General features: G+C 73.7%; 13 protein-coding genes. 4 read left to right on the plus strand and 9 right to left on the minus strand.

Translation table 11 applies throughout. The annotated features are described in order from the left end of the window. Window positions 1–231: 231 nt before the first annotated feature. On the plus strand, window positions 232–3243 hold the full coding sequence (locus tag OH807_RS15895; RefSeq protein ID WP_406199015.1) for an FtsK/SpoIIIE domain-containing protein: 3012 nt from the start codon (window positions 232–234) through the stop codon (window positions 3241–3243). Window positions 3244–3316: 73 nt separating this feature from the next. Here the strand turns inward: OH807_RS15895 and OH807_RS15900 are convergent, their stop codons facing one another. The 8 genes from OH807_RS15900 to OH807_RS15935 form a co-directional block, all read right to left on the minus strand. After that, a complete protein-coding gene (locus tag OH807_RS15900) occupies window positions 3317–4171 on the minus strand; it encodes a hypothetical protein (protein ID WP_406199016.1) in 855 nt (284 codons plus the stop codon). Window positions 4172–4442: 271 nt separating this feature from the next. Beyond that, window positions 4443–9407, minus strand: coding sequence for an NAD-glutamate dehydrogenase (locus OH807_RS15905; RefSeq protein WP_406199018.1), 4965 nt, complete (start codon window positions 9405–9407; stop codon window positions 4443–4445). A 313-nt stretch (window positions 9408–9720) separates the two neighbouring features. Further along, window positions 9721–11670 carry a hypothetical protein gene (locus OH807_RS15910; protein ID WP_406199020.1) on the minus strand — a complete coding sequence of 650 codons (1950 nt, stop codon included), beginning with the start codon at window positions 11668–11670 and terminating at the stop codon, window positions 9721–9723. Then, window positions 11660–12037, minus strand: coding sequence for a hypothetical protein (locus OH807_RS15915; RefSeq protein ID WP_406199021.1), 378 nt, complete (start codon window positions 12035–12037; stop codon window positions 11660–11662). Before OH807_RS15915 ends, OH807_RS15910 begins: the two co-directional genes overlap by 11 nt. A gap of 426 nt (window positions 12038–12463) precedes the next feature. After that, window positions 12464–14092: an L-glutamate gamma-semialdehyde dehydrogenase gene (pruA, locus tag OH807_RS15920; protein ID WP_406211007.1), complete on the minus strand. Its 1629-nt coding sequence runs from the start codon at window positions 14090–14092 to the stop codon at window positions 12464–12466. Between the two features lie 167 nt (window positions 14093–14259). Continuing rightward, on the minus strand, window positions 14260–14916 hold the full coding sequence (locus tag OH807_RS15925) for an HAD family hydrolase (RefSeq protein WP_406199023.1): 657 nt from the start codon (window positions 14914–14916) through the stop codon (window positions 14260–14262). 163 nt (window positions 14917–15079) lie between these two features. Next, a complete protein-coding gene (locus tag OH807_RS15930; protein WP_406199025.1) occupies window positions 15080–15589 on the minus strand; it encodes a DUF6912 family protein in 510 nt (169 codons plus the stop codon). Between the two features lie 206 nt (window positions 15590–15795). Then, a complete protein-coding gene (locus OH807_RS15935) occupies window positions 15796–16869 on the minus strand; it encodes a patatin-like phospholipase family protein (protein ID WP_406199027.1) in 1074 nt (357 codons plus the stop codon). A gap of 329 nt (window positions 16870–17198) precedes the next feature. Here OH807_RS15935 and OH807_RS15940 point away from each other — a divergent pair, with 329 nt between their 5' ends. After that, on the plus strand, window positions 17199–17867 hold the full coding sequence (locus tag OH807_RS15940; protein WP_406199029.1) for an Rv3235 family protein: 669 nt from the start codon (window positions 17199–17201) through the stop codon (window positions 17865–17867). A gap of 119 nt (window positions 17868–17986) precedes the next feature. On the opposite strand, the gene secA is transcribed toward OH807_RS15940, so the two are convergent. After that, window positions 17987–20749, minus strand: a complete 2763-nt coding sequence (gene secA / locus OH807_RS15945; RefSeq protein WP_406199032.1) for a preprotein translocase subunit SecA — start codon at window positions 20747–20749, stop codon at window positions 17987–17989. Window positions 20750–21000: 251 nt separating this feature from the next. Here secA and OH807_RS15950 point away from each other — a divergent pair, with 251 nt between their 5' ends. Together OH807_RS15950 and OH807_RS15955 are read left to right on the plus strand one after the other, a co-directional pair. Continuing rightward, window positions 21001–21585, plus strand: coding sequence for a GNAT family N-acetyltransferase (locus tag OH807_RS15950; protein ID WP_406199034.1), 585 nt, complete (start codon window positions 21001–21003; stop codon window positions 21583–21585). 180 nt (window positions 21586–21765) lie between these two features. Continuing rightward, entirely contained in the window at window positions 21766–22959 is a 1194-nt protein-coding gene (locus OH807_RS15955; protein ID WP_406199037.1) for a winged helix-turn-helix domain-containing protein, read from the plus strand. The last annotated feature ends 75 nt before the right edge of the window (window positions 22960–23034 follow it).

Raw genomic sequence — 23034 nt, forward strand, 5'->3', positions numbered from 1 at the left:
CTGCCGGGCCCGTGTTCCGGCCACTCTAACGGTGACTGTTCACGTTTTCGGGGCGACCGGCGAGGGGTTCGGCAGCGGTCCGGCGGACATCCCCCGGGGGGCCGACCGGGGCCGGCGGCCGGGGCCCGGCGGCCGCCGGTTGACCTGACTCCCCGTCGCCCCCACCATGGCGATGATCGCAAGATCGTCAAATCCTGTACCGTGCGCGGACTGTCGGTGACGGATGGCAGGATGACAGTCGCCACTCTTGTGGCCCAGTGCCGCCACGGCGGCCCGCAGGGCGCCGAGCGCCGCCGGGCCGGCCGCACCGGCCCGGGCAGCGAGCAGCGGCACCAGGCCTCAGCACCAGCAGAAGGGACCGCGGGCGAGATGCAGATCCGGCTGACCGTCCTCCGACCGCGCAGCGGCCCGGCAGTCGCCGGCTCCGCCATCCCCTACGTGGACGTGCTGGTCACCGCCCCCGTCGGTACCGCGCTCGGCTCCCTCGCGGGCGCCCTCGCGGGCGCCGTGGGCGTGCGCGGCCCACGGGCCGCCACCCATGTGCACCTGTACGCCGGGGCGCACCGGGTGGACGAGCACACCCTGCTCGGCCACCCCCCGCTGCTCGACGGCGCGGTCCTCAGCCTCAACGAACCCGACCCGACCGCCGACGACCCGGACGACGGCCCGGCCGCCGCCGAGCTGCGGGTGGTCGGCGGCCCCGACGCCGGGGGCGTCCACCGCCTGCACGGCCGGGAGATCCGGGTCGGCCGCTCCGGCGAGGCCCACGTCCCGCTCGACGACCCGGACGTCTCCCGGCTCCACCTGGCCCTCCACCTCGGCGCGGACGGTCAGGTCACCGTCCGCGACCTCGGCTCCACCAACGGCACCACCCTGGACGGCCGGATCGTCCCGCCCGCGCCGCCCGAGGAGGCCGTCCCGCTCGACGGCACCGGCCTGCTGCGGATCGGCGAGTCCACCCTCCAGCTGGCCGCCACCGACCCCCGGGACGCCTCGGGACCGCCCGCCCGCGCGGCACTGCCGGACGGCCACGGCCACCTCCAGCTCGCCCCGCCCGGCCCGGCCCGGCCCGCACCCGCCGTGTCCGAGCCGCCCGCCGCGCCCGAGCCCGCCGCCGGCCGCAGCCGCGGCCTGCTCTCCCTGCGGCTCGGCCGCACCGCCGCCGAGCCGTCCGGCCAGGAGAGCGCCGAGCGCCACCACGCCGCCGTCCGCACCCGGCAGGCCGCCGCGCAGCGCGAGCGCTGGCCCGACCTCGCCACCCTGCTGCTCAACGCGCTCGGCCCGGGCCCCCGGCTCTGGGAGCGCGGCCCCGGCCACCCCGACGCGCTGACCCTGCGCCTCGGCACCGCCGACCGCCCCGGCGGCCCCGGCACCACCCCGGGCACGATGCTGCCCGCCGTCCCCGTCACCCTCGACCTGCAGACCGCCGGCAGCCTCGGCCTGAGCGGCCCGCGCGAACGCCTCGACGCGCTCACCCGCGCCGTCGTCGCCCAGCTCGCCGCACTGCACCCGCCCACCGGGCTGAGCCTCGTCGTGGTCGACGCCGACCCGGCCCGGCCCGTCCAGGACCGCGCCGACACCTGGGCCTGGGCGCTCTGGCTGCCGCACCTGCGGCCCGCCGACGGGCAGGACTGCCGGCTGCTGATCGGCCTCGACGACGACCAGGCCACCGCCCGCCTCGCCGAGCTCACCGCCCGGCTCAGCGGCCCGGCCGGCCTCGGCGGCCACCCCGCGACCGTGGTCGTGGTGGACGGCCGGCCCGCCACCGAGGCCGCCCGGCACGCCCTCGACCTGCTGATCCGCCAGGGCCCGGCCGTCGGCATCTTCCCGGTCTGCCTGGCCGAGCAGCCCGAACTGCTGCCGCGCGGCCTCGGCGCCACCGCCCTGATCACCGGCGAGGTCGGCACCCAGCTCTCCCTGGACCGGCCGGTCGCCCGCGGCCGCGAGACGCTGCACGAAGTCTCGCTGGACGCCGTCTCGGACGCCTGGGCCGAACGGCTGGCCCGCGTCCTCGCCCCGCTGCGCGAGGCCGTCCCGGCCGCCCGCGGCCCGCTGCCCGACGCACTGCGCCTGCTCGACCTGCTGCAGCTCGACACCGTCACCCCGGCGAAGCTCTCCGCCCGCTGGTCGGCGCACGCCGGCGGCATCGGCGCCGCCTCCGCCCTGCTCGGCACCACCCGGGACGAGCTCTGCACCCTCGACCTGGCCGACCCCGAGCTCACCCTGCCCTCCCCCGACCCGGGCGGCCCGCACCTGCTCATCGGCGGCGCGCGCGGCTCCGGCAAGACGGAGCTGCTGCGCACCCTGGTCGCCTCGCTCGCCGTCTCCGAGCGGCCCGAGCGGCTGGCCGTCACGATCATCGAGGGCCGGGCGGTGGAGGACGGCCTCGACGGCTGCACCGAGCTGCCGCACGTCACCGGCCATCTGAACGCCGCCGCCGACCCGCGCGCCGCGCTGCTCGCCGCAGAGGCTCTGGAGGACGAACTCGCGCTGCGCGAGCGGCTCTTCGACGGCCTGGACTTCGCCTCCTGGCACGCGGCCCGGATCCTCGACGGCGACCGGGGCGTGGACGGGGCGCGCGGCCTCGCCGGGGAGCAGGCACCGGACGCCGCGCGCCCGGCCGTCCCGGTGCCCGCCGTCGTCGGCGCCGCCGGCACCACCACCACCGCCCGGGTCGTCCAGCCGCGCAGCGGCGGCGACGCCCCCCGGCCCGCCGTCGCACCCGTACCGCCGCCCGTACCGGCCCGGCTGGTCGTCGTGGTCGACGACTACGACGCGCTGCTGGCACCGACCTCCCCGGCCGGCCGGCCGCTCACCCGGGCGCTGGCCGCCGTCGCCCGCCGCGGCGGCCCGCTCGGCGTCCACCTGGCCGTCACCACCGGCCGCCCGGAGGAGAGCGCCGGCACCGAGGTCGACGAGGCCGCGCTGCTCCGGATCGCGCTGCGCACCGACGACCCCGCCGACTCCGACCTGCTGATCCACCTCGGCGACGCCGCCGCGCTCGGCGAGGACACCCCCGGCCGCGGTTACCTGCGGCTGCCCGACGGCGGTGTCACCGCCTTCCAGACCGCCCGGATCAGCGGCCGCATCCCGCGCACCGCGACCCTGCGGCCCACCGTCGTCGCCATCGACCCGCTCCAGCTCGGCGCCCCGCCGGCCCGGCGGCCGGTCCGCGAGCTGGGCAACGGCCCGACCGACCTCGCCCTGCTGGCCAGCGCGCTGCAGCGCGCCGCCTCGCGGTAGGGCCGGGAACGCCGGTGGCTCCGGCCCGACCCGTGGTCGGACCGGAGCCACCGGCGTTCGGGCGGGCGCCCGCTCAGGCGCACTTCGTGGTGTGGTCGACCAGGGCCACGCCGCTGACCTGCTGCCCGTCCACGGTGAACTCGTAGAACCAGCCCGGCCTGCCCTCGGCCGGCACCTCATAGCGGCCGGTCCTCGCCAGTTCGATGCCCTTGCCGGCGTACGCCTTCTGCAGGTCGGCAACCGCCGAGCCCGCGCCGACGCCCTCGGCCGTCCGGGCGCCCGCCGGTCCGACCAGCTCGCGCAGACCGGCCGCACCGAACGACACCCGTCCGGCCGCGAGGAACGCCTTCTCCTTGGCCTCACGGGCCGTCAGCAGCTCCACCCGGGCCATGCTCGCGTCCGCCATCAGCTTGGCGTCGGCGGCCGCGCCGGCGGCCCCCGCGGACTGCCGGGCCGCGAACTCCGCGGCCTCCTTCGCCGAGGCGCCCGGCCGCAGGGTCTCCGGCTTGGAGCCCTGCTTCGCCGCGTCCGCCTTGGCGTTGAGGTCCTTGTACTTGGCGTCGGTCGCCGCCTCGGCGGCCATCCGGGCGGCGTCCGGCGCCGGGCCGCCCTTGTACGCGAAGTCCGTGCAGCCCTCCAGCAGCGAGACCGGCGCCGCCTCCAGAGCGCCCGTCGCGAGCGCGGCCTCCTTGGCCATCCCCGGCGTCAGGCCCCGGTAGCCGGCGGCCCCGAACACCTCCGGGGCCTTGCTCGCGGCCGTCGTGGCCGCGGGCGCAGCGGTGCCGGGCGCAGCAGTGCCGGGCGCCGTGGCGCCGGCCTTCCCGGTGTCCGACGACGTGGCGTCGGACGTACAGGCCGCCGCACCGGTGGCCATCAGCGCCACCGTCAGTGCGACGGCGGCCGTGCGCGTCGTGCGCGTCTTCCCCATGATGATCTTTCCCCCTCGTTCCGTCGGACACCGTAGCGAACGTGCGCCCACGAGCGAAGCGGGTATTCGCACGTCGGAGGGGCGAGGGCGTCAGCCCGCCCGGAAGCCGCCGTGCCCGGCCCCCGTGCCCGGCCGCCGCGTGCGGCGAGGCCGGCCGCGGTGGGGGCCTCCCGGCCGCCCTGCGGCACGGCGAGCCACTGCCTCGGGCAGCAGTGCGGGGCGGGCCCGGGTCCGAAGACCCGGGCCCGCCCCGTACCGGCTCGGCCGGACGTCAGCGCATCGACCCCGTGCGGAGCAGGGTGCGGATCACGCGCATCGCGACCGACAGGCTGGACAGCTCGTAGTTGTCCGAACCCCTTATGTCGTCGAGCGTGCTCTTGGCGCGGTTCAGCAGGGTCGCGTTGAGCTCCGCCCAGGCGGTGTAGCGCTCCTCGGGGACGGCGTTCTCCGGGCCGCAGGCCAGGATGTCCGCGGTCAGTGCCGCGTGGGCCGCGAAGAGGTCCTCGCGGATGGCGGCGCGGGCCATGGACGACCAGCGGTCGGTCCGGGGCAGCTCGATGATGCGGTCGAGCAGGTGGGTGATCTGGAGGCGGTCGGCGAGGTCGTAGTACAGCTCGGCGACCTCGGCGACGTCCTTGCCGGACCGGTCCGCGACCTCGGTGATGTCCAGCGTCGGGAAGGTCGAGGAGAGGCCGGCGATCCGGGTGGCCAGGGCCTCCGGGACGCCCGCCGCGGCCAGCTCGTTGTAGACCGACTCGAACCAGGCGAGGTCCTCGCCGCGCAGCGGCTTGGGCAGCGAGCCCCAGACCTGGGCGACCCGGTCGTGGAAGAACTCGATGGTGCCGGCGATGTCGAGCGGCTGGCGGCGGTTGTTGAGCATCCACCGGGTGGCGCGCTCGACCAGCCGGCGCGAGTGCAGCCGCATCCTGGTCTGGGCACGGGCGGGGACCTGGTTGTCCAGGGCCTCGATCTCGGACCAGATCTCCTCCAGGCCGAAGACGGCCCGTGCGGCGGTGTGCGTCCGGGCGATCTCCTCGTACGTGGCGCCGGTCTCCTCCTTCAGCCGGAAGGCGAAGGTGCAGCCACCGCGGTTGATCGTGTCATTGACGATCAGCGTGGTGATGATCTCGCGGCGCAGCGCGTGCTGGTCGATCGCGTCGGCGAACTTCGCCCGCAGCGCGCTCGGGAAGTACTCGTGCAGCGCGGTGCGGAAGAACGGGTCGTCGGGCAGCTCGGTGGCGAGCAGCTCGTCGGCCAGCGTGATCTTGGTGTAGGCGAGCAGCACCGACAGCTCGGGCTGGGAGAGCCCGCGGCCGCCCTGCTGGCGCTCGCGGATCTGCCGCTCGGTGGGCAGGAACTCCAGCCCCCGGTCGAGCTGCCCCGCGCGCTCCAGGCGGTTGATCATCCGGGAGTGGACGTTGACCATGCTGTGCGCCTGGGCGACGGCGTTGGCCAGCACCACGTTCTGCGCGTAGTTGTTGCGCAGCACGAGGTGGCCGACCTCGTCGGTCATCTTCGCCAGCAGGGTGTTGCGCTGCTTGACCGTCATGTCGCCGTCGGTGACGACCTGGTTGAGCAGGATCTTGATGTTGACCTCGTGGTCCGAGGTGTCGACGCCGGCCGAGTTGTCGATGGCGTCGGTGTTGACCCAGCCGCCGCCCCCCTGACCGGTCGACGGGGTCTGCGGGCCGCCGACCGCGGCGTACTCGATGCGGCCGAGCTGGGTGCAGCCGAGGTTGCCGCCCTCGCCGATGACCCGGGCCCGGACCTGGTCGCCGTTGACCCGGATGGCGTCGTTGGCCTTGTCGCCGACCTCGGCGTTGGTCTCCGCCGAGGACTTGATGTAGGTGCCGATGCCGCCGTTCCAGAACAGGTCGACGGGCGCCTGCAGGACGGCCTTCATCAGCTCGGCCGGGGTGAGCCGGGCGTCCTCGATGCCGAGCGCGGCCCGGACCTGCGGGGTGAGCTGGATCGACTTCGCGCTGCGCGGGAAGACGCCGCCGCCGGCCGAGATCAGCGACTTGTCGTAGTCGTCCCAGGAGCTGCGCGGCAGCTCGAAGAGGCGGCGGCGCTCGGCGTACGAGGCGGCCGCGTCCGGGTTGGGGTCGAGGAAGATGTGCCGGTGGTCGAAGGCCGCGACCAGCCGGATGTGCTCGCTGAGCAGCATGCCGTTGCCGAAGACGTCGCCGGACATGTCGCCGATGCCGACGACGGTGAAGTCCTCGGACTGGGTGTCGACGCCGAGCTCGCGGAAGTTGCGCTTGACCGACTCCCAGGCACCGCGGGCGGTGATGCCCATGCCCTTGTGGTCGTAGCCGGCCGAGCCGCCGGAGGCGAACGCGTCGCCCAGCCAGAAGCCGTAGGACTCGGCGACGCCGTTGGCGATGTCGGAGAAGGTCGCGGTGCCCTTGTCGGCGGCGACGACCAGGTAGGTGTCGTCCTCGTCGTGGCGCACCACGTCGGCCGGGTGGACGACAGCGCCGCCGACCAGGTTGTCGGTGATGTCCAGCAGCGCCGAGATGAACGTCTTGTAGGACGAGATGCCCTCGGCGAGCCAGGCGTCGCGGTCCACCGACGGGTCCGGCAGCTGCTTGGCGACGAAGCCGCCCTTGGCGCCGACCGGCACGATGACGGTGTTCTTCACCATCTGCGCCTTGACCAGGCCGAGGATCTCCGTCCGGAAGTCCTCACGCCGGTCGGACCAGCGCAGACCGCCGCGGGCGACCTTGCCGAAGCGCAGGTGCACGCCCTCGACCTGCGGCGAGTACACCCAGATCTCGAACGCCGGACGCGGGGCCGGCAGGTCCGGGATGGCCTTCGGGTCGAACTTCATCGACACGTAGGAGTGCCACGCGCCCGAGCCGTCGTGCTGGAAGAAGTTGGTGCGCAGGGTCGCCCTGATGAGGTGCAGGAAGGACCGCAGGATCCGGTCCTCGTCCAGCGAGACGACCTCGTCCAGCGCGCCGGCCAGCTCCTCCAGGATGGCGTCGGTCAGCTCGCCGGCACCCTGCTGGTGGCTGGGGCTCAGCCGCGCCTCGAAGAGGTTCACCAGCAGGCGGGTGCTGTGGGTGTTGTTGCGGAGCGCGTCCTCCATGTAGTCCTGGGAGAACGTGGAGCCCGCCTGGCGCAGGTACTTGGCGTACGTGCGCAGCATCATCGCCTGGCGCCAGGTCAGCCCGGCGGTCATCACCAGCTCGTTGAAGCCGTCGTTCTCGGCCTTGCCGGTCCACGTCGCGGCGAAGGTCTCCTGGAAGCGCTCGCGCGCCTCGTCGGTCAGCTCGACGGCCTCGCGCAGGCGCAGCCCGAAGTCGTAGACCCAGGCGGTGGTGTGGTCCGAGCGGGTCAGCGCGTACGGGTGCTCGTCGAGCACCTCGACGCCCAGGCGCTGCAGGACCGGCAGGACCTCGGTCAGCGAGATCGGGCCGCCGACCCGGTAGATCTTGAAGCGGCGCTCGTCGTCGCCCGCGCCGACCGGCTGGTACAGGTTCAGGCGGAAGTCGCCCGCGCCCTGCAGCGACTCGATCTGCTTCAGGTCGGCGACGGCCGTCCGCGCGGTGAAGTCGGCGCGGTAGCCGTCCGGGAACGCGTTGGCGTACTTCCGGGACAGCTCGGCGGCCCGCTCCTCGCCCAGCTCCAGGTGCAGCTGGTCGTTGAAGCCGTCCATCCAGAACCGGGCGGCCTCGGCGAGCTTGCCCTCGATCCGCTCGACCTCGGCGTCGCTCAGGTGCGGAAGCTCGCTGCCCGGGGTCACCCGGACCACGAAGTGCAGACGGGTCAGCACCGACTCCGTCGACCAGACCGTGTAGTCGATCGAGGCGCCGTTGAGCTCCTGCATCAGGATGTCCATCAGGCGCAGCCGGATGCGGGTGGTGTAGCGGTCGCGCGGCAGGTAGACCAGCGCGGAGAAGTAGCGCCCGTACTCGTCCTGGCGCAGGAACAGCCGCAGCCGGCGGCGCTCCTGCAGGTAGAGCACGCTGGTGGCGATCTGGAGCAGCTCGGCGGCCGGGGTCTGGAAGATCTCGTCCCGGGGGAAGGTCTCCAGGATCTGCAGCAGGTCGCGGCCGTCGTGGCTCTCGGTGGAGAAGCCGGAGCTGACGATGACGTCCTGCACCTTGCGGCGGACCACCGGGATGCGGTTGACCGACTCGGTGTAGGCCGCGGCCGAGAAGAGGCCGAGGAAGCGGCGCTCGCCGACGACCTCGCCGTTGGCGTCGAACTTCTTCACGCCGACGTAGTCGAGGTAGGCCGGCCGGTGCACGGTGGAGCGGCTGTTCGCCTTGGTGAGGACGAGCAGCTTCTTCTCGTGCGCCTTGGCCCGGACCGGGGCGGACAGCCGGCCGAAGGCCTCGCTGACCGGGTGGTGGTCGTCGTCGTGGCTGAGCGGGTCGGAGCGCAGGATGCCGAGGCCGGTGCCGGCGACGGCCTTCAGGACCTCCTCGCCCTCGTGCTCGACCAGGTCGTACTCGCGGTACCCGAGGAAGGTGAAGTGGTCGTCGGCGAGCCAGCGCATCAGCTCCCAGGCCTCGCCGACCTCCTGCTCGGGCAGGTGCGCCGGGGGCTCCTCGGCGAGCTCGTCGGCAAGCCGGAGCGCGGAGTCGCGCATCTTCGACCAGTCCTCGACGACCTCGCGGACGTCACCCAGCACGCGGCGCAGGTCGGTCTCGATCGAGCGGAGGTCCTCGCGGTCCGTCTCGCGGTCGATCTCGATGTGCATCCACGACTCGACGACCGCGTCGGCCGGCCACTCGGCGCCGGCGGCCTGGCTGCGGGCGCAGGCGTCGACGTCCAGGATCTCCAGCAGCTTGCCGGTGATGTCACGGCGGACGACCAGCTGGGGGTGGATCACGACGTGGATCGCCCGGTCCTGGCGGGAGAGCTCGTTGGTGACCGAGTCGACCAGGAACGGCATGTCGTCGGTGACGACCTCGACCACGGTGTGGCCGCAGGACCAGCCGTTCTCCTCCACCGAGGGGGTGTACACCCGCACCTCGGCGGTGCCCTGCGGGCGCTTGAGCCCGAGCCGGTAGTGCGAGGCTGCTGCGCCGTACACGTCGACCGGGTCACGGTGGACGAGGTCCTCCGGCGCGGTGTGGAGGTAGTAGTGGTGCAGGTACGCGGTCAGAGCGCCGTTGCTCAGACCCTCTCCCGGCGCCGCTCCCCCCACCTGGCTGTTCTCAGCGGCTGCTGCTGCCTTCGTGAGCAGTTCGGCCTTGGCTGCGTCCAGCTTGGTCTGCATGACTTCTTGGCTCCTGTCGCGCGCCGTTGCGTGACTCGGTGGTGTGTGGATGTGCACCGCCGGGTCTGCCGCAATCCTGCCGCACCGACCGACTGAAAGGCATTCATGGCACGCATGAAATGCCTCTGCAGCGGGTAGGACGAGACGTTCGGCCTGCAGACACCCGACGACGCCAGCCAGCCTAACGGGAGGATTTGAAGGTGTCAGGGGACAGGGAGGCACAAACCTGCAGGAAGATCCCTCCGTCCTGGACACCTTGTCCAATCCGGAGCCGGATACTGTCGGACCTGCCAAAAGACCCCGGCCGGCCCGGCTAGCCCTCGCCCGCCATCCGCTCCCGGTACGTCTTCCCCCAGCCCCGGAGCTGGTGCGACAGGTCGTCGAGCCTTTCCCTCTGCGTGCGGATCATCTCGTGGCTCCACCCGTCCCGGTCGACGTAGGGACGCCCGCCGTCGTAGGCGGGGACTGTCGCCATCGCTTCCACGGACTTCCTCAGCTGATCCACTGCCGCCGTCACCCCTGTCCAGTGCTCGTCGGCCGCCTGCCAGCCCCACTCGGTCCGCGTGGGCACCTGACCGGTGTAGGTCTCGCGCACCAGCACGTTGGTCAGCGGACGGGGGCTGCCCGGTAGCCGCCCGTCCTCGGCCACCTCGGGCAGCGCCCGGGGCCCGTCGGCCCGCCAGGCCCGGCCCGCCCGAACGATCTCGTAGGCCTGGTGGATGCCGCGCTCGCACGACAGCATCGCCTTCAGCACGAGATCCACCGAGCGGCCGTCCTCCCTCTGGTCGCTGTGCCCCTCGCGACGCAGCGCCATCGGATCGGCGGTCGCCATGTAGTAGACGGCCTTGACTGCCAGCTCCAGCTGCGCGAACCCCAGCCTCCCGCTCCGGTCGTTGTCCTCGCCGGCCTCGCGCAGCGCCGTGTCACGCAGGGAGTCCAGGGTCACCTCGGAGCCGGCGTCCCCCTCCAGTACGGTCGGCAGACCCCGGACCGAGAGATCGGCCATCCGGTACGCCCGCTGAAGCGCCGCCCGGACGGCGACCAGGCGTCCGGCCTCACCCGCGTCCCGCAACGGACGCAGTGCGAGGTCCACCGCGATGTCGACCCGCTCGTTCTTCGTCGGCGACCGCTTGGCCGTGAGGGTCCTGATGCCGCTGTTGGCACTCCTGGTCGCCACCGTCCCACCGGCCAGGATGACCTGGACGACGTGGGCGACCCGGTTGTCCGGATCTGCGGGAAACCCGGCCTCGGCGGCCTCCCGGGTGCTCATGGTCGCCGCGAACCACCGCTTCTCCTCCTCCGCGATCAGCGGGCCGCGGCTTCGCAGCGGCTCCGCGAGCCGCTCCAGAACGGCGTCCGCCTTGGCCTCGCTCACCACGGTCGGGCTGTAGGACAGCGGCGCACGGATGTGGGTGAGACCGATGAAGCTGCGCACCGCCGTGTGGAACCGGACAGCGCCACGATTGTCCGGCCGGAACCCCACCACGATCCGGGCCGGGACGGTCAGCGCCCGGAGCCGCTTCTGCACCGGTGCGTCCAGCAGGTCCCAGTTCCCCGCCTGGGCCGTCCGCAGCACCACGGAGACCGCCTGCCGCAGCTTGCGCTGCTCGTCCCCCAGGTCGTAGACGAGGGTCGACGGCCGTCGGCTCAGCAACCGGTGCACCGCGGTGACCCGGCTGGAACCGTCCGCAGCCATGAGGACCATCGACGGCCGGTGCCCGTTGGCGTGCTCGACCCTGGCCGGCACGACCGTGATCGGCTGGAGGACCCCCTCCACCTCGATGTCCTCCGACAACGGGTTCACCTCGGCGAGGTAGTCCCCGGCGTCGTCGAGCCGCTGGGCCAACTCGGTCGGCGACCGGACCGAGAGGACGAGTTCGGGCCGGTCGTAGGTGTCGGAGCGCGGCTCGGCGAACAGCTTCCCCCGGCCCTCCCCGGCGCCCAGCCCGAGCGGGTAGATCCGCTTGCCGTACTCGCGGGGGTTGGCCGGGTGGGGCACCACCGCCATCGACCACAGTCGGCTCTCGACCGTGGTCAGCGTCCCGCCCTGGACACGCAGCTCGGCGGGCTCGGCGAGCTTGCGCCGCAGTTCGTCGGGACGGACGGCGGCCCTAGAAACCACCGACGCCGCCTGCTCGCCGAGTCCGCGCGCCACCAGGGCAGCCGTGAGGTTCTTCACCGCCGTCAGCTTGGGGAGCACCCACCCCTCGGGCTCCCAGCCGTACTCCTCGTCGCCCTCCGCGTCCAACGGCTCACCGAGCACCGATCTGCTCCTTGATCCGGGTCACGAGCGAGAGCAGGTCGCGGCCGCGCTGGAGGTCGGCGTCCTGCTGGACCGCCGCGCCGCCGTGCGCCCGGACCATCAGGTCCATCGCGCGCGAGGTCACCCAGGCGCAAGTCTGCCCCCACGCCTCCATGGTGAGCGTCACGGCGTAGAGCCGGTCGCCGTGGACGTTGACGACGGTGCAGTGCAGGTCCTGCTCGGCGATCTCGGCCCACCGCCGGGCGAGGTTGCCCAGGGTGACCGCGTCGCAGAGGCCCGCCGGCGGCCCGGCCGCCTGGCAGTCCTCGGCGGCCCGGCCCATCACCTCGGAGATGCTCTCCACCTCGCCGGTGATCAACGACACCATGAACTGAACACTGTGGGCGGCCACGAGCAGCACTCCCGGAGCATCGGCCGGCACGGGGCCGGAACGTCTTGGATCCCGCTGCCGAACGCGCACGCGTCGGCACAGCGAGAGCACGGACGTACCACTGCCGGGTTTCTCCACTCGTGTCGGCCACGGCCTTCGGGCAGCCGGGGCGTCGAGTGCCGTTCGAGGCCGCGCACCATCCGGACCGAGGGCGCCGGAGAGCTCCGGCCCTGCCTGGGATCGCGGCATGCGGGTTGGCGGTTCGGCCGGTCACGGGCCGACGAGGAGCCACCCCGACTGGCGTCGGACACTGGAAAGGTCGCCTGGGGCAACGGTAGTCGGGTCATCACTCTCCGCGCAACCGGCTACTGGGACAACACCCCTACCACCCAAGCCTGCTGACACATGGTCACGTACTGCGGGTCAGGATCCCATGTGCGGGTGGCGGTACGCGGTCGGCGGGACGAAGGTCTCCTTGATCGACCGGGCCGACGTCCAGCGCAGCAGGTTCTGCGCCGCGCCCGCCTTGTCGTTGGTGCCGGACGCCCGGCCGCCGCCGAACGGCTGCTGGCCGACCACCGCACCGGTCGGCTTGTCGTTGATGTAGAAGTTGCCCGCCGCGAACCGGAGCTCCTCCACGGCGCGGGCGATGGCGTAGCGGTCCTGCGCGATCACCGCGCCGGTGAGCCCGTACGGCGCGCCGGAGTCGACCCGGCCGAGCACGTCCTCCCAGCGGGAGTCCTCGTAGACGTGCACGGCCAGGATCGGCCCGAAGTACTCCGTCCGGAACATCTCGTTGCGGTGGTCCGAGGAGACCAGGACGGTCGGGCGGACGAACCAGCCGATCGCGTCGTCGTACTGGCCGCCGGCGGCGAGCTCCACGGTCGGATCGGCCTTGGCCCGCTCGATCGCGTCCCGGTTCTTCCGGAACGCCCGGCGGTCGATCAGCGCGCCCATGAAGTTCGAGAGGTCGGTGACGTCACCGACGGCCAGTGCGTCCACCTCGGCCAGGAACTCGTCCTTGATCTTCTGCCAGAGGCTGCGCGGGAGGTAGGCACGGGACAGCGCCGAGCACTTCTGCCCCTGGTACTCGAAGGCACCGCGGACCAGGGCCGTCCGCAGGATCTCCGGGTCGGCCGAGCGGTGGGCGAGCAGGAAGTCCTTGCCGCCCGTCTCACCGACGATCCGCGGGTACGTCCGGTAGCCGCCGATGTTGGCGCCGATGGTCTGCCAGAGCGACTGGAAGGTGGCGGTGGAGCCGGTGAAGTGCAGCCCGGCCAGGGCCGGGTCGGCGAGCACCACCGGGGAGACCTGCAGTCCGTCGCCGGTCACCAGGTTGATCACGCCGGGCGGCAGGCCGGCCGCCTCCAGCAGCCGCATCAGGTGGTGCGCGGCGAGCGTCTGCGCCGGGGCGGGCTTCCAGACCACGGTGTTGCCCATCAGGGCGGGTGCGGTCGGCAGGTTGCCGGCGATGGCGGTGAAGTTGAACGGGGTGACCGCGTAGACGAAGCCCTCCAGCGGCCGGTGGTCGGTGCGGTTCCAGACGCCGGGCGAGGAGACCGGCTGCTCGGCCAGGATCTGCCGGGCGAAGTGCACGTTGAACCGCCAGAAGTCGGTCAGCTCGCAGGCGGAGTCGATCTCGGCCTGCTGCACCGTCTTGGACTGGCCCAGCATGGTGGCCGCGTTGAGGGTGTCCCGCCACGGCCCGGCCAGCAGGTCGGCGGCGCGCAGGAACACCGCCGCGCGGTCGTCGAAGGAGAGCCCGCGCCACTCCCGCCCGGCCGCCAGCGCCGCGTCCACCGCGGCCCGGGCGTCCTCCCGGGTGGCGTTGCCGAGCACGCCGAGCCTGGCCGCGTGGTGGTGCGGCTGGACGACGTCGATCCGCTCGCCGCCGCCGAAGCGCTGCTCGCCGCCGATGACCATCGGCAGCGGGACCGGCTCGGCGGCCAGCTCGTCCAGCCGGCGCACCAGCCGGGCCCGCTCCGGACTGCCGGGTGCGTAGCCGTGCACCGGCTCGTTGCCCGGGGTCGGGACCTGGGTGACTGCGTCGATGGGCATGGCGGCTCCGCTCGTCCTGGTGGCCCGGCCCAGGAGCGGCCCGGCGTCGTTCCAGCCTGACGAGCGGCGGGCGGTTCCGCCTGCTCGGACACGCCACCGGCGAACGTGGCGCGCACCACTCCCGCCACTCCCGCCGGGCGGCGGGACGGCCGGCCGGCGGGTCAGCGGGTCAGCCGGCCGGCCAGCTCGACCGCCTCGGCCAGGCTGTCCACCACCGGGACGCCGACCGGCTCCAGCTTGGCCCGGGTGTGCGAGCCGCCGGTGTACAGCACCGCGTGCGCGCCCGCGTTCAGCGCCGCCAGCGCGTCGTCCGCGGCATCGCCGATCAGCACCGTCCGGGCCGGGTCCACGTACTCGCCGAGCGCGGTCAGGTGCCTGGTCAGGTGCTCCGCCTTCTGGCCGCCGGACGGGCCGCTGCGGCCGTCGACCCGCAGGAACTGCGTGGTCAGGCCGAAGGCGTCGACGACCGGGAGCAGCTTCTCGTGCTCGTACATCGACAGCAGCGACTGGCTGTGCCCGGCCTCCCGCCAGCCGTCGAGCAGCTCGACGACGCCGTCGGTCAGGCCGCAGGCGGCGCTCAGCTCCCGGTAGCGGTCGTGGAACGCGTCGTCGAGCAGCAGCCACTCGCGCTCGGACGGCAGCCGGCCGAGCAGCCGCTGGTAGAAGCGGGGAATCGGGATCTCGTACTGCTCCCGGTACTCCTCCATGGTCATCGGCGCTATGCCGACGGTCGCGAAGGCGGCGTTGCTCGCGCCGAGCACCGCCTCCATGTCGTGGAAGAGCGTGCCGTTCCAGTCCCAGACGATATGAGTGCGCACGCAGGGAACGGTAACCCCGGCCACCGACAGACCGGTAGGACGGGGCTCACCCCGCGGCCCGGGGGCACCGGACACGGAGCCGGTTGTGCGGCCGGCTGCTCGGCCGCGGAGCCGGTCGTGCCGGCCGGTCGTGCGGCCGTAGGGCTCGTGCGCGGCCGCGGGCTCAGGCCAGCAGGGCGGAGATCTCCTGGGTGGCGAACCAGAGCAGGTCGTGGTCCTCGGCGCCGTCCACGGTGAACTGGGCGTCCTGGTCGCCGGCGTCGGCCGCCACCACCGCCGCGACCGCCGCCTCGACGTCCGCGAGGACCTCCGGGTCGGCGGCGTCCGCGTGCACCGCGGCCGCCTTCGCCAGCCGGACGGGGCCGGCCAGCACCACGCGGCCCAGCGAGGCCTGGTCCTGGTACTCGTCGCCGACGAACGCCCCGACCGCGGAGTCGGCGACGTCCAGCGCCACGACCACCCGGCGGCGCGGCGCGTCCGGCTCCTCGGCCAGCAGGCGCAGCGAGGACTGGGCGGCCCGGTTGAGCGCCGCGTACTCCAGCTCCTCCAGGTCGTCGCTGACGTACCACTCGCGCAGCGCGGGCGTCACCGCGTACGCCGCGGCCTGCTCCAGGGCGCCGCCCGGGTGCGCCGCCGCCAGGCCGGTCAGGGTGGTGGGCACGTACACGCGCATCGGTGGCACTCTCCGGTTCGTCCAGCGGCACAGCTTCCAGCGCCCCCAGAATAAGCGCCCGGACGGCGCCCGTGATCACGCGTGCACGTCCGACTGCGCCCCCTGCGCCTGCTCCACCCGGCACGGGCCGGGCGGGTCGGCGGCACGGGTCGGCGGCCAGGGCCGGTGCGCGCCCGGCGGACGCGCACCCCGCCCGGCTCGCACGGTCACCGCACGCCGTCGAGGGCGGCCCGGCTCGTCCGCAGCGCGCTCTCCAGGACGGCGCCGCGGCGGGCCGGATCCATCATGTTCGGCCCGATCGCCGCCAGGTCGGCCGGGGTGGGGGCGAGCAGGTGCACCCGGACGCCGCTCTCCCGCAGCAGCCGGGCCTCCCGCAGCAGCTGCCTGGTCACCGCCCGGCGGTAGCGGCCGACCAGCTGGGCGAGCACCCCGCGCGGACGGTCCCGGGCCCGCCACTCGCGCAGCGCCGCCAGGGTGGCCCGGCCGGGGCGCCCGGGCCCGGCCGGCTGCGCGCGCGGATCCAGCCGCAGCGCCATCGGGGCGAGCACGAAGACCTCGTCCAGGCCGCGGCCGAGCATCAGGTCCGCATTGCTGGCCGACCAGCAGCCGCCGTCGACGTACGCGGAGCCGTCCAGCCGGACGGGGGTGAACCAGCCGGGGATCGCGCAGGAGGCCATCACCGCGTCGGCGACCGCCACCGGCGGCGCGCCCGGGTCGCCGAAGACCACCCGGTGGCCGCTGCGGTAGTCCACCGCAGCCACCCGCAGGGGCGAGCCCGCCGGGAAGCCGTCCGGACCGAGCAGCCCGCTCACCAGCTCGCCGACCGGTGCCAGCGAGCCGCGGCCGTGCGGCGCCATCGCCGAGACCATGGTCAGCAGCGGGTACTCGCGCGGGTGCCGCACGGCGTCCCGGAGCAGGCCCGGCGAGCCGATGCCGGCCCGTGGGCGCGGGGGCAGCGCGCCGCCGACCGCCGTGTCGTAGTCGAAGTCCACGCCGGCCAGCGGGCCCTTGGTGACCGGCAGGCCGCGCTGGTGGTCGCGGAGCTGGTCGGCCCGGACCCCGCCGGCCAGCAGCGCACCGAGGATCGCGCCCGCCGACGTCCCGAGCACGACCTCGGCGCTGCCCGGCTGCCAGCCGGTCGCCTCCTCGACGGCGCAGAGCGCGCCGACCGTCCAGGCCGCACCGAGCATGCCGCCGCCGCCCAGGACGAGGCCGCGCCGGGGTGTGCCGTCGGCGGGGCGCGCCGAGGCCGCCCGTGTCTCCGATACCCGTGTCGTCATGCCGGCCGCCTGTCGTCGTCGGGGCGCTCGCCCCGCGCCAGGCTCCGATCGTGCGCGCCGTTCGGGCGGCGGCGCAACGCCGGGCCGCGGCGGCGCCACCCGTCCCGGGGAGGCCGACCGTACCCTTTCGGGCCTTCCCGCCCGGCCCCGTACGTCAACGCGCTGCCCCTCAGGGCGGCGTCGCGGCCCTTGCGCGCCCTGGCCGGTTCACCCGGATAGGTGAACCTCCGGGCGGGCCCGGGAGCCCCGGAGAAGCCGGTTGCCCCGCCGCACGCGGCACGGCTACCAAGGACCCGTCCGTACTCGCACCACCATGCCCGAGGAGCCCGATGACCACCCGCCCGACCCCGGCCGACCCGCACCACGGCAGCCCGCACCACGGCAGCCCGCTTCACAGCAGCACGACGCACCACGGCAGCACCCACCACGACGGACTCCGCCGCACGGGCCTCCCGCGCCGCACCGACTCGCACCACGCCGGGCTGCGCCGCGCGGACCCGCACGGGACCGACCCGCTCCGGGGCACCCGCGGCGACCGGCCGGCCGCGCCGCCGGCCCGCCCGCACCACCCGCACGCCTCCGCCCGGGCCGGCCAGCACCCGCCCACCGGCCGGCAGCCGCGCCACCCCCGGGCCGCCTGCGCCCCCGCGGCCCCCGCCGCCCCGGCTCCGGACTTCCGCACCGGCCTGAGCATGCGCTTCGCCCAGCAGCTGGTCGAGGTGCTCACCGGCGCCCGGCCCTCCGGCCAGCTGATGCGGCACACCACGCTGGACGGGTACGGCCAGCTCGCCTCCCTCGTCCGCACGGGCACCCTGCGCCGCGGCGGGGCGGCGGACCGGCCCCGGCTCGGGCCGGTGCACGACAGATCGCCCTCGCCCGACGCGATCGAGGCCTGCGTCCGGGTCGACCTCGGCAGCCGGCACCACATGGTGGCGTTCCGGCTGGAGCTGCGCGGACCGGCCGGACAGTGGCAGTGCACCGCCGTGGAGGCCCGGTGAGCGGCCGCACCGCGGCCGCCCGCCCCCGAACCACCCGCGCCCCGGCGACGGCGCAGGGCGCCGCCCCCGAACGGGAGCGGCGCCCTGCGTGGCGGCGGGCCGGGTGGACCGGCCGCGCCTCAGCCCTTGCGGCGGCGGCCCTTGGCCGACTTGGCGGCCTTGCGGCGCTCTGCGCGGGTCAGCCCGTCGCCCTCGTCCTCCGGCGCGAAGTCGTCGAAGTCGCCCTCGACCACACCGCCGCCGACCTCGTCCGAGGGCGCCGTGTAGTGCAGGCGCTGCGGCTTGGGGGCCTCCAGGCCCTTGGCCTTGATCTCCGGGCGGGCGGCGTCCTTCTCCAGCTTGTCGAGCACCACCTGGGCGTCCTCGACCGGCACCTCCTCGACCTGCTGCTCGACCTGGACCTCCAGGTTGAACAGGTAGCCGACGGACTCCTCCTTGATGCCCTCCATCATCGCGGTGAACATGTCGAAGCCCTCGCGCTGGTACTCGATCAGCGGGTCGCGCTGCGCCATGGCCCGCAGGCCGATGCCCTCCTGGAGGTAGTCCATCTCGTAGAGGTGCTCGCGCCAGCGGCGGTCCAGCACCGAGAGGACGACCCGGCGCTCCAGCTCGCGCATGATCTCCGCGCCGAGCTGGTCCTCACGGGCGCCGTACTGCCCCTGGATGTCCTCCTGGACGGCCTTGGTGAGGAACTCCGGGGTCAGACCGGCGGTGCCGCCGGCCTCCTCCTCCAGCTGCTCCAGCTCCAGCGTCACCGGGTAGAGCTGCTTCAGCGCGGTCCAGAGCTTGTCGAGGTCCCAGTCGTCCTCGAAGCCCTCGCCGGTGGCCGCCTTGACGTAGGCCTCGACGGTGTCGTCCATGAAGTGGCCGACCTGCTCCTGCAGGTCCTCGCCCTCCAGCACGCGGCGGCGCTCGCCGTAGATGACCTCGCGCTGGCGGTTCAGCACCTCGTCGTACTTGAGGACGTTCTTGCGGATCTCGAAGTTCTGCTGCTCGACCTGGGTCTGCGCGGAGGCGATGGCGCGGGTGACCATCTTCGACTCGATCGGCACGTCCTCGGGCACGTTGGCCATCGAGAGCACGCGCTCGACCATGCCGGCCTTGAACAGGCGCATCAGGTCGTCGCCGAGCGACAGGTAGAAGCGGGACTCGCCCGGGTCGCCCTGACGGCCGGAGCGGCCGCGCAGCTGGTTGTCGATCCGGCGGGACTCGTGCCGCTCGGTGCCGAGGACGTAGAGGCCGCCGGCCTCCTTGACCTCGTCCTGCTCCGCCTTGACGGACGCCTTGGCCTTCTCCAGCGCGGCCGGGAACTCGGCCTCGTACTCCTCGGGCGTCTCGGTCGGGGTGACCCCTCGCTGCGCCAGCTCGGCCGCCGCGAGGTGGTCGGAGTTGCCGCCGAGCATGATGTCGGTACCGCGGCCGGCCATGTTGGTGGCGACGGTCACGGCGCCCTTGCGGCCCGCCTGGGCGACGATCTGCGCCTCGCGCTCGTGGTGCTTGGCGTTCAGCACCTCGTGCGGGATACCGCGCTTGCGCAGCTCCTGCGACAGGTACTCGGACTTCTCCACCGACACGGTGCCGACCAGCACCGGCTGGCCCTTCTCGTGCTTCTCGGCGATGTCCTCGACCACGGCGGCGAACTTGGCCGGCTCCGACTTGTAGATCAGGTCGGGCTGGTCGATGCGCAGCGGGTTCTTGTTGGTCGGGATCGGCACCACGCCGAGCTTGTAGATCTGGTGGAACTCGGCGGCCTCGGTGGTGCCGGTACCGGTCATGCCGGAAAGCTTGTCGTAGAGGCGGAAGAAGTTCTGCAGGGTGATGGTGGCCAGCGTCTGGTTCTCGTTCTGGACCTCCACCCCCTCCTTGGCCTCGATCGCCTGGTGCATGCCCTCGTTGTAGCGGCGACCGGCCAGGATGCGGCCGGTGTGCTCGTCGACGATCATGACCTCGCCGTTCATCACGACGTAGTCCTTGTCGTTCTTGTAGAGCTCCTTCGCCTTGATGGCGTTGTTCAGGAACCCGACAAGCGGCGTGTTCACGGACTCGTAGAGGTTGTCGATGCCGAGGTAGTCCTCGACCCGGGCGACGCCCTCCTCCAGCACGCCGACGGTGCGCTTCTTCTCGTCGACCTCGTAGTCGCGGTCGATCTTCAGGCGCTGCACCAGCTTGGCGAAGTCGGCGTACCACTTGGTCGCCTGGTCGGCCGGGCCGGAGATGATCAGCGGGGTGCGGGCCTCGTCGATGAGGATCGAGTCGACCTCGTCGACGACCGCGAAGTTGTGGCCGCGCTGGACGAGTTCGTCCTGCGACCAGGCCATGTTGTCGCGCAGGTAGTCGAAGCCGAACTCGTTGTTGGTGCCGTACGTGATGTCCATCGCGTACTGGCGCTTGCGCTCGGCGGGCGTCATGTTGCCCAGGATCACGCCGACTTCGAGGCCGAGGAAGCGGTGCACCCGGCCCATCCACTCCGAGTCGCGCTCGGCGAGGTAGTCGTTGACGGTGATCAGGTGCACGCCCTTGCCGGTCAGCGCGTTGAGGTACGTGGGCAGGGTGCCGACCAGCGTCTTGCCCTCACCGGTGCGCATCTCGGCGACGTAGCCGAGGTGCAGGGCGGCGCCACCCATGATCTGGACGTCGTAGTGCCGCTGCCCGAGGACGCGCTTGGCCGCCTCACGGATCGTGGCGAACGCCTCGGGGAGGATGTCGTCCAGGGTCTCGCCGTCGGCGAGTCGCTGCTTGTACTCGTCGGTCAGCGCACGCAGCTCGGCGTCGGTGAGGTTGACGAAGTCCTCTTCGATGGAGTTGACCTGGGCAGCAATCCGCTGCAGCTTGCGAAGGATCTTGCCTTCGCCGGCGCGCAGGATCTTGTCGAAGACGGACACTAGAGCGGGCTCCTTGCCTGTATTGGCACTGGACGACTGCACGGGGGGTCCACCCCACCGCACGGGCCATCGTATGCGAGGAGTCCAACACCCCGGGAGGTGCGTCAGCACGCTATTCCCGTGTCACTCGTGCGAGCACATGACCCGATAGCATCGCCCACCGGGGCAAAACGGTCAGCACACCGGCCGATTGGGCAGTTCCGCCGGTTATTCGGATGCTCGTGTTCCTCCCTGCACGGAACAATCCGTGCATGACAGCTTTGCCCGGAACCCCGGAAAGCACCGAAACCCCCGAGCCCGGCACCCTCTGCACCGAGCGGCTGCTCCTCCGGCCCCCGCGGGAGTCCGACGTGGACGCGATCCACGAGGCCTGCCAGGAGGCCGAGATCCAGCGCTGGACGGTGGTACCCGTCCCGTACCGGCGCGAGGACGCGGAGTACTTCGTCAAGGACCTGGCCGTCAACGGCCGGCGCACCGGCGAGAACCTCGTCTGGTGCGTGATCGAGCGGGCGACCGGGGCCCTGGTGGGCACCCAGGGCCTCGTCCGCTGCCCCGGGCGGCCGGGCGCCGCCGAGATCGGGTGGTGGGCGACGAAGGAGTACCGCGGCCGCGGGTACACCGCCGAGGCCGCCCGCGCGGTGGCCCGCCACGGGCTCACCGAGCTGGGTCTGCGACGCCTGGAGTGGGTGGCCTACGTGGGGAACGAGGGTTCACGCGCCGTGGCCGAGCGGGTCGGTTTCCGCTTCGAGGGCACCCTGCGGTCGTTCGCCGAGCAGCGCGGCGAGTACCGCGACACCTGGATCGGCGGGCTGCTCGCCACCGACCTCGCGGGCTGACTCCGCCCGGACCGGCCGAGTGCCCCACCCCGCAGCACCCTCTCCGCAGCCGCCCGCCCGGGGCCGTCCCCGCGCAGCCGTCCGGGCGGGCGGCCGGGCGGGCACGTACCCGCCCGGGGCCGCACCCACCCGCCCCCGCGCGCACCCGCGTTGTCAGTGCCCCGGTCTACGCTCGCCGGCATGACCGCCTCGACTCCCGCCCCGGCACCCGTCACCACCCTCGGCGCCGACGAAGCCCGCCGGATCGCCCTGCGCGCCCAGGGCCTGCTCGGCGCGCCGGACCGCCGGGGCGGGGTGCGTGGCGTGCTGCGGCACCTGGGCGCCGTCCAGCTCGACACCATCTCGGTACTGGCCCGCTCCCACGAGCTGATCCCGTACGCCCGGCTCGGCGCGGTCGGCCGCCCGGCCGTCGAGGCCGCCTACTGGGGTTCGGGGGCGAGCTTCGAGTACTGGTCGCACGCGGCCTGCATCCTGCCGATCGAGGAGTGGCCGCTGTTCGCGTTCCGCCGCCGGCGCTACCGCGAGCGCGCCCACGTCTGGGGCAAGCAGGCCGACGAGGCCACCTACCGGTCGGTGCTGGACCGGCTGCGCGCCGAGGGCCCGCTCACCTCCTCCGGCCTGGGCGGTGCCAAGCGGACGGCCGACTGGTGGGACTGGTCCGACACCAAGATCGCGGTGGAGCGGGCGCTGGCCTTCGGCGACGTGGTCTGCACCGCACGCCAGGGCTGGAAGCGGCTCTACTCGCTGGCCGAACAGGCCGTCCCCGCCGAGCTGTTCGAGCCGGAGCCGACCGACGAGGAGTGCCTGCGCACCCTGGTCGCGCAGTCCGGCGCCGCACTCGGCGTGGCCACCCGGGCCGACCTGCTCGACTACCACCGTCTCCGCGCCGACCAGCTGGACGCCGTCCTCGCCGACTCCGGTCTCGTCCCGGTCGAGGTCGCGGGCTGGGGGCCGGCCGGCTCCCCCGCCGCCGCCTGGGCCGATCCGGCCGCGCTCGCCGGCCCGCCGCGCGGCCGCCACCGGACGACGCTGCTCTCCCCGTTCGACTCGCTGATCTGGGACCGGGCCCGCACCGAGCGGATCTTCGGGATGGCCCACCGGCTGGAGGCCTACACGCCCAAGCACAAGCGGGTGCACGGCTACTTCGCGATGCCGCTGCTGGCCGGCGGGCAGCTGGTCGGCCGGGTCGATCCGGCCCGGGAGGGACGGACCCTGGTGGCCCGTCAGGTCTCGCTGGACTCCGCCCGGCACGTCGAGGCGCTGGCGACCGCCCTGCGCTCGGCGGCCGAGTGGGTGGGCTGCGAGAACGTGCGGGTCGAGGCCCTGCAGGACGAGGCCCTGCGCCCGGCCCTGGAGCGGCTGCTCGGCGGCTGAACCCCCCGTCCGGCCGTCCCGGCCGCCACCCTGAACACCCGGAACACCCGGGGCGCCCCCGGCCGGACGGGTCCC

Origin of the sequence: Kitasatospora sp. NBC_01560 (assembly GCF_045208415.1) — a bacterium.
Classification (GTDB): domain Bacteria; phylum Actinomycetota; class Actinomycetes; order Streptomycetales; family Streptomycetaceae; genus Kitasatospora.